8 protein-coding genes and 1 riboswitch are annotated in these 8,627 nt (G+C 29.3%); of the genes, 5 read left to right on the top strand and 3 right to left on the bottom strand.

Features of this window, described 5'->3' with window-relative positions:
• Nucleotides 1-258: 258 nt before the first annotated feature.
• From putP to Q1J48_RS07600, 3 genes are all read right to left on the bottom strand, one after another.
• Nucleotides 259-1,704, bottom strand: coding sequence for a sodium/proline symporter PutP (gene putP / locus Q1J48_RS07590; protein ID WP_300328290.1), 1,446 nt, complete (start codon nt 1,702-1,704; stop codon nt 259-261).
• A 367-nt stretch (nt 1,705-2,071) separates the two neighbouring features.
• Nucleotides 2,072-2,434 carry a hypothetical protein gene (locus Q1J48_RS07595; protein WP_300362405.1) on the bottom strand — a complete coding sequence of 121 codons (363 nt, stop codon included), beginning with the start codon at nt 2,432-2,434 and terminating at the stop codon, nt 2,072-2,074.
• Between the two features lie 14 nt (nt 2,435-2,448).
• The gene (locus tag Q1J48_RS07600; RefSeq protein WP_300328284.1) at nt 2,449-2,934 is read right to left on the bottom strand and encodes a deoxycytidylate deaminase; all 486 of its coding nucleotides are present in this window, start codon (nt 2,932-2,934) and stop codon (nt 2,449-2,451) included.
• Between the two features lie 131 nt (nt 2,935-3,065).
• A riboswitch (SAM riboswitch) is annotated at nt 3,066-3,157 on the top strand.
• An 88-nt stretch (nt 3,158-3,245) separates the two neighbouring features.
• On the opposite strand from Q1J48_RS07600, the gene Q1J48_RS07605 reads away from it, so the two are divergent.
• The 5 genes from Q1J48_RS07605 to Q1J48_RS07625 all read left to right on the top strand — a co-directional run.
• Nucleotides 3,246-4,253, top strand: a complete 1,008-nt coding sequence (locus Q1J48_RS07605) for a methionine ABC transporter ATP-binding protein (protein WP_300362407.1) — start codon at nt 3,246-3,248, stop codon at nt 4,251-4,253.
• On the top strand, nt 4,243-4,923 hold the full coding sequence (locus Q1J48_RS07610; protein WP_300328278.1) for a methionine ABC transporter permease: 681 nt from the start codon (nt 4,243-4,245) through the stop codon (nt 4,921-4,923). Before Q1J48_RS07605 ends, Q1J48_RS07610 begins: the two co-directional genes overlap by 11 nt.
• 28 nt (nt 4,924-4,951) lie before the next feature.
• Nucleotides 4,952-5,740, top strand: coding sequence for a MetQ/NlpA family ABC transporter substrate-binding protein (locus tag Q1J48_RS07615; RefSeq protein WP_300362410.1), 789 nt, complete (start codon nt 4,952-4,954; stop codon nt 5,738-5,740).
• 205 nt (nt 5,741-5,945) lie between these two features.
• Complete coding sequence (locus Q1J48_RS07620; RefSeq protein WP_300362413.1) at nt 5,946-7,373, top strand: basic amino acid/polyamine antiporter; 1,428 nt, start codon at nt 5,946-5,948, stop codon at nt 7,371-7,373.
• A 34-nt stretch (nt 7,374-7,407) separates the two neighbouring features.
• Nucleotides 7,408-8,627: Orn/Lys/Arg decarboxylase N-terminal domain-containing protein (locus Q1J48_RS07625; RefSeq protein WP_300362416.1), on the top strand; the 1,220-nt coding region annotated here is incomplete at its 3' end.

The following is an 8,627-nucleotide window of genomic DNA, read 5'->3' on the forward strand; positions in this document are numbered from 1 at the left end:
GACTAGGTCAATTTAATTTACACTTACCATTTTTTAAACACCAAATAAGGTTGTTTGCTTGTCATATTCATCTATTCTGTTGTTAATGTCCTTCGTTCCGTTTCTCACGGACAAGATTTATTATACCTCACACATCTCTTTTTGTCAACAGTTCTTTTTTATTTTTTTATTTTTTTTAATTTTTTCTTTATTTTTCAATAATAAAAAGATGTCAAAAATTTTTGACATCTTCTATTATATAATTATTTTTTATAAAATTTAATTTTTTATTTTTATATAATTTTTTTGTTTTTTGTAACAAAGAACTTTTTCAGAAATATAAACAGCTAATCCATTCATTACAAAAGCTGGCAATATTTCATATAGGTATGTACTCATTCCTGATACTTTCCAAGAGATAACAACTGCTACTCCAACTAACATTCCTACAAAAACACTTCTCCAATCAAGCTCTTTACAATATAAAGTCATTAATATAGCTGGACCAAAAGCTCCTCCAAATCCTGCCCAAGCATATGAAACCATAGCTAAAATTTGAGAATTTGTATCTAGAGCTATTATTGTAGCTACTAAAGATATTAGTATTATACCTATTCTTCCTACCCACATAATCTGTTTTTCTGAAGCATCTTTCTTTATATATCTAAAGAAATCTTCTGATAGAGTTGAGGCAGAAACTAAAAGTTGAGAGTCTATTGTTGACATTATAGCTGATAGTATAGCTGCTAATAAGACTCCTCCTACCCAAGGATTAAATAATTTGCTTATCATATAGATAAATATTTTTTCAGAATCTCCACCCATTTGAGAGATATCAGTAAACATTCCTATTCCTGTAATTCCAATTGCAACTGCCCCCATCAAAGAGATTAAAACCCAAGCCATAGCAATTCTTCTAGCCTTATTTAATTCTTCTATATTTTTTACACTCATAAATCTTACTAGGATATGAGGTTGTCCAAAATATCCAAGTCCCCAAGCTAAAGCTGATATAACTCCTAAAGTACCTATCTTACTTCCATGAAAAATATTAAGTGATATATCACGAACATTTGATTGGAAAATTATATTTTCCATTCCACCACCATTAGTATATGCCAAAGCTGGTACTACTAAAATAGCCAAAAACATCAATGTTCCTTGGAAAAAGTCTGTCCAACAACAAGCTAAATATCCACCCATAAAAGTATAAAAAACTATTGTTCCAACACCAATTAAAACAGCAACCTTATAATCTATCCCCAAGATGCTTGCAAATAATTTTCCTGCTGCTACAAGTCCTGATGATGAATAGATAGTAAAAAAGAATAAAATTACAATAGCTGAAAATACTCTGATTGTTCCTGTGTCATCTTTTAATTTTTTACTCAAAAAGTTTGGTAAAGTCATTGTATCAGTTTCTTCAGTTTGAACTCTAAGTTTTGGTGCTAATAATTTCCAGTTAAGATAAGTTCCTAAAGTTAAACCTATTGCAGTCCAAGTTTGACTCATTCCTGTCATAAATACAGCTCCTGGTAATCCCATTAAAAGCCAACCACTCATATCACTTGCTTGAGCTGAAAGAGCTGTAACCCAAGATCCCATTCCTCTTCCACCTAATACATAATCCTCTGCCGTTTCTGTCTTTTTATAAAAATATACTCCAACACCCATTAAAAATATTAAATATATTACAAAAGTTATTAAAGTTTCTTGCATCGCCATTATCTATTTCCTCCATTCTTAATTTTTTTATTCAGGCCAAATTTTAATTCAAATGAATTTTTCGGGACTTTTATCATCTTCTCCTCCTTGATATTATAAAAAATTTCTTTACAAACTAAAAAGCCATTTAGATTATCTTGTATCTAAATGGCCCATCAATTCAAAAATTTTCAACAGCTAATAAAGATACAAACCAGACATTACAAAACAGATTTGTATCTACGATTTTTCATAAATACAAATCCCCTAAAGGAACTCTGGGTTGATTTACTCTTGCTATTAAAAACATAATTTACCTCTTAAAAATATAAATTTATCTAAATAATTATAACATTTTTCATTTAAAAGTCAAGTTCTAATTCTTTACCTACTTCTTTTTTCTCTTGAAAAAATCTTTAAAAGATCTCTTATTAGCATCTCTCATCTTTTTTTCTTCCTGTTGCTGAGTTCTATAATTTGACCAATTAGGATCTGATTTCATATTCTTTTTTAATTGGCTCATATATCTGTAAGTAGCTTTTGCTGAATTATATTTATATACAATATTATTTTTTATATCTCTTATTGTATCTACCATTCCCACAAAAAAACTTTTTATCGCTATAAAAATAAGTTTTATTCTCCCAACTTTATGAATATTTCCACAGCTTGGACATTTATACTTAGCTGGTTTATTTAATATTCTCATCTTCTTTTTACAATTTGGGCAACTTATTACAAATTTTTTCATTTTTCCTCCATTTTTTATTTTTCATTGAAATTAAGAATTATACTATCTTTTGTTGGCTCCAATTTTCTATAAACTACTCCTGCTGAATCTAATAATTTTTTAGAAGCAATATCAGTTGAAGTTCCTTTGTATTTTTCTGATAAAAACACAATCTCTCTTATTCCACTTTGAATTATTGCCTTAGCACATTCATTACAAGGAAAAAGGGCCACATATAAAGTACAACCTTTTAAATTTTTTATACTGTTCAATATAGCATTTAATTCCGCATGACAAACATAAGGGTATTTTGTTTCTAAAAACTCTCCCTCTCTGTCCCAAGGAAAATCATCATCCCCACACCCCTGAGGAAACCCATTATATCCAACTCCAACTATTTTTTTATCTTCATCCACAATACAAGCTCCAACCTGTGTCCCTGGATCTTTACTTCTCTTTCCAGAAAGTAAGGCAACTCCCATAAAATACTCATCCCAGCTTATATAATCTAGTCTTTTCATTGTTCCTCCTTTTTTTCTTTATTTATCAAATTATCATATATAATTTTTTCTTTTTCAAGCTTTTTTTATTTTTTATAAAATTTTATTGACAAATGAACTTTTTTATTATATCATAACTCAAATAAAAAAAATATCCATCAAGAGAAACTGAGGGACTGGCCCGTTGATGTTTCAGCAACCTACTTTATTTTTTAGTGTGGTGCTAATTCCAGACAGATGGCGACAGTCAAAAGTCACTATATCTCTAAATTATCTTGAAGTGGATAGTTTAGAGATTTTTTTATTTAATTTTTTATACAAGGAGGATATTTATGATTTATATTAACAATGCTAATAAAATATATCCCAATGGTCTTCACGCTGTAAAAAATATTAATCTCCATATAAGCAAGGGAGATATTTTTGGAATAATTGGTCTTAGTGGAGCTGGTAAATCTTCTCTTATAAGATTGCTTAATAGATTGGAAGAACCTACTAGTGGAGAGATAATTATAGATGGGATAAATATTACCACTCTCAATAAAAAAGAACTTTTAGAAAAAAGAAAAAAAATTGGAATGATATTTCAGCACTTTAATCTTTTATCTTCAAGAACTGTTGGAGAAAACATAGCTTTTTCTCTTGAAATTGCTAATTGGAATAAAAAAGATATAAAAAATAGAGTTGATGAACTTCTTGAACTTGTTGAACTATCTGATAAGAAAAACTCTTATCCAAGTCAATTAAGTGGTGGGCAAAAACAAAGGGTGGCTATTGCTAGAGCCTTAGCAAATAATCCAGAAATTCTTCTTTCTGATGAAGCTACTTCAGCTCTTGATCCTAAAACTACAAAATCAATATTAGAGTTAATAAAAAATATTCAAAAGAAACTTGGACTTACAGTAATTATGATCACTCATCAGATGGAAGTAATTAGAGATATTTGTAACAAAGTAGCTGTTATGGCTCATGGGGAAATAGTTGAAACTGGTGGAGTTCACCATATATTTTCAGCTCCTCAAAATAGTGTTACCAAAGAACTTATCTCTCATCTACCTAATGATAACGAAACAATAGTTAATCTTGTTAAAACAGCTGGTAAAATGATAGTAAAATTAAAATTCTTAGGTTCAATAGCTGAAGAGCCTATTATTTCTCAAGCCATAAAAAAATTCAATATAGATTTTAGTATCATTGGGGGGTCTATCGAAAACCTTTCAACAATGCAAGTAGGACATCTTTATATTGAACTTTCTGGAAATATAAAAGAACAAAATGAAGCAATTGATTGGTTCCAAGAAGCAGGAATTTTTGTCGAGGTGATTTATAATGGTTTTTAGTACAATTTTAAACTCAGCTTTAAATGCTTTAGATATGGTTTTCTTTTCAACCTTAGAAACTCTATATATGGTTTTCTTCTCAACTATATTTTCTATGTTAATTGGTTTTCCTATTGGAATTTTACTTGTAATAACTAAATCTGGAAATATTTGGGAAAAACCTTTCTTAAATAAAGTTTTAGAAGTTTGTGTGAATACTTTAAGATCTTTTCCATTTATCATTCTTATGATATGTGTATTTCCACTTTCAAGACTTATAGTTGGAACTACTATTGGAGTTAATGCAGCAATTGTTCCTCTTTCTATATCAGCTGCTCCTTTTGTAGCAAGAATGGTTGAGGGAGCTTTGAACGAAATAGACAAGGGACTTATCGAAGCAAGTTCTAGTATGGGAGCAGATAATTTCACTATAATTTTTAAAGTTATGATTCCTGAAACTCTTCCACATCTGATACACGGTCTTACTGTTACAGTTATCAGTCTTATTGGTTATTCAGCTATGGCTGGAACAATTGGTGCTGGTGGTCTAGGAGATTTAGCTATTAGATTTGGATATCAAAGATTTAAAATCGATATTATGATTTATTCAGTTATTGTTATAATTATATTAGTTCAAATTATACAATCTTTTGGAAATTATTTAGTAAAACTTTCGAAAAAAAACAAATAATATTATAAATTTTAAGGAGATGGTGTTTATGAAAAAAAATCTAAAATTATTCGCTTTAACTGGTTTACTTTCACTTGTTGTTGGTGCTAACTCTTTTGGTTCTACTCTAAAAGTAGGTGCTACTCCTGTTCCTCATTCAGAAATTTTAGAAATAATCAAACCTGAACTTTCAAAAGAGGGGATAGAACTTAAAATAGTTGAATTTACTGACTATGTTACTCCTAATCTTGCTTTAGATGATGGAGATTTAGACGCTAACTTTTTCCAACATTATCCATATTTAGAAAAGTTTGCTGAAGAAAGAAAATTAGATCTTGCATCTGCTGGAGCTATCCACGTAGAACCTTTAGGACTTTTTTCTGATAAACATAAATCTCTTGATGAATTAAAAAAAGGATCTGTAATTGCTATTCCTAGTGATCCATCTAATGGTGGAAGAGCTCTTATTCTTCTTCACAATAATGGGATTATAAAATTATCTGATCCAAAAAATTTATATTCAACTGAATTTGATATTGTGGAAAATCCAAAAAAATTAAAATTTAAATCTTTAGAAGCTGCTCAACTTCCTCGTGTTTTAAAAGATGTTGATTTTGCTGTAATAAATGGTAACTATGCTATCGAAGCTAAACTAAATCCAAGTAAAGACGCTTTACTTTTAGAGGGAAAAGAATCTCCTTATGCAAATATCATCGCTGTTAAAACAAAAGATTTAGAGAAAAAAGAAATCAAATCTTTAGTAAAAGCTCTTCAATCAGAAAAAGTAGCAAAATTTATTGAAGAAAAATATAATGGAGCTGTTGTTAAGGCATTCTAATTTTAAATTAAAAATATATTTTTTAAGAGATTAATAAAAAAAATTAATCTCTTTTTTATTTAATCTTATTTTTCTTATTAAAAGACTTTAAATTAATTTTACTCCTATCTAAAATTTTTATTTTTATTTTTTTCACTTAATTTTAAACTTTTTTTAAGATTATAAAGACAAATGGGTTGTAACTTAATAAAAAAAGGAGTGTGTTATGGAAAAAAATGACAACAAATTAGGTTTATTTGGTCTCGTAGCAATCGTTGTTAGTTCAATGATTGGTGGCGGAATCTTCAATCTTCCGTCCAATATGAGTATTGATGCTGGTTTTTTAGCTGTTGTAATCTCTTGGATAATAACAGCAATAGGAATTTATTTCCTGGCAAATACTTTTAGTATATTATCGGATAACAATCCAGAATTAGAATCAGGTATTTATTCTTATGCTAGAACCGGTTTTGGAAAATTTATTGGTTGCGAAATAGCTTGGGGGTACTGGCTAAGTTCCATCTTTGGAAATGTTGCTTTTGCTGTCTTGCTGATGCAAACCTTTGGATACTTTTATCCTATCTTTAATGGAGAAAATCTCCAATCCTTCTTAGGTGGCTCGCTATTTATTTGGATAATGTATTTTATAGCTATCCATGGAGTTACCAAAACTACTATTTTAAACAATCTTGCCACTTTTGCTAAACTTTTAGTTCTAGCCGTTATCTTATTTTTCTTTGCTAAAGGATTTAATCCACATATTGCTTCTTATGATATGCTTGGATATAAAGAACATCTTGGAACTTTATTTCAACAAATAAAAAGTACAATGCTTATTACTCTTTGGTGTTTTATAGGACTTGAAGGAGCCGTCGTTCTTTCAGGAAGAGCTAAAAATCCAAAAGATGTTGGAAAAGCAACTCTTTTAGGAATCACAATTTGTATTATCATATTCTCTGCTTTATCCATTCTTTCTTTCGGAGTCTTCCATCAAACTTTACTATCAAAATTACCAAATCCATCAACTGCATATGTTTTAGCTAAAATAGTAGGACCTTGGGGAGCAACTTTTGTCAATATAGGAATTATCATCGCTTTACTTGGATGTTGGTTGTCTTGGACAATCATTACAGCTGAAGTTCCATATGTTGCTGCTAAAGATGGAGTATTTCCAAAATCTCTTTCTAAAATTGATAAAAATGGAACTCCTATTCCTTCCCTTCTAATGTCCACTGTTGCAATGCAACTTACTATGTTAGTTGTACTTTTCAATAAAAATGCTTGGCTATTCTTAGTTGATATAACTGGTTTAATGATTATTCCGCCATATATAATCTGTACTCTTTTCCTTTTAAAAGAATTATTTTATGGAAAATTAACTAATCTAGAACCTACCAAAAAGAAAATTAGTTTTATCTCTGGACTAGGTGCATGTATCTTTATGTTATGGTTACTTTTCTCATCTAAAATGTCTCTTCTTCTTATGAGTACATCAATTTTCTCTTTTGGAATTATCATTTATGTTATATCTCAAAAACAAGCTAACAATAAAAATATTTTTAATACATATGATAAAATTATAGCTATTCTTCTAGGAGGAATAGGAATAATTTCATTAATTTTATTATCTTTAGGAAAAATAAATCTTAATTAAATAATCTATTTTATATACAAAGGAGTTGATTTTAATGAAAGACTTAAACGGCGAAGTATTTCAAATTTTATTTATTCGTGATTTAAAATCCAGTGAAGAAAGTAGTATAAAAAGTGTTATATCTAATTTAGAAAATGAAATAGAAAAGAGAGGAGTTGAAATTATCCAGGCCGATTCGATTGACGATGCTAGAAATATTATCAAAATAAATAATTCTATTGATTGTCTTTTAATCGACTGGGATTCCAAACATGGATTAAAAAACCAAGAAAAAAGCCTTGAAAATTTAATAATAACTCTTCATCAAAGACAAAAAAATGTACCCGTTTTTCTGCTAGCAGAAAATGAAAAAGCAATTGATACTTTAAAAGCTGAAACTTTTAATTTAATAGATGAATATGTCTGGCTTTTTGAAGATTCTCCTGTATTTATTATGGAACGTATCTCAGCAGCTATCACTAGATATAGAAAACAACTTTTACCACCATTAGCTTCTGCAATTATGACTTATGAAAAAAAAGCAGAATACTCTTGGGCAGCTCCAGGACATCAAGGAGGAGTTGGTTTCACAAAAACTGCTGTTGGACAAAAATTCTATGATTTTTATGGAGAAAATTTATTCAGAACAGATATGGGGATAGAAAGAGCTGAGCTTGGTTCTTTACTTGATCATACTGGATATTTTGGAGAATCTGAACAATATGCATCTAAAATTTTTGGTTCTGATAGAACATACTCTATCTTAGGTGGAACTTCTGGATCTAATAGAACTATAATGCAAGCTTGTACAAAAGATAATGATATTATTTTAGCAGATAGAAACTGTCATAAATCTATTGAACAAGGTCTAATTTTAGGTGGAGGACTTCCTATTTATATGACACCTACAAGAAATAGATATGGAATAATTGGTCCTATACTCCCTGAACAAATGGAAGAAAAAACTATAAGAGAAAAAATTAAAAATAATCCTGTTATAAAAGAAAAAAATAAAACAAATGAAAATCCTGTATATTCAGTTATTACTAACTGTACCTATGATGGAGTTACTTACAATGCTGAAAAAGTTGAGAAACTTTTAGAAAAATCAACTGATATTATACATTTCGATGAAGCTTGGTATGGATATGCTAGATTTAATGATATCTATAAAAATCATTTTGCTATGAGAGGAGAGCCTTCAAAAGAAAATAAAGGTCCTACTATTTTCGCAACTCATTCAACACACAAACTTTTGAATGCTCTTTCTCAAGG

This window comes from Fusobacterium sp., from assembly GCF_029258315.1.
Lineage (GTDB): Bacteria > Fusobacteriota > Fusobacteriia > Fusobacteriales > Fusobacteriaceae > Fusobacterium_B.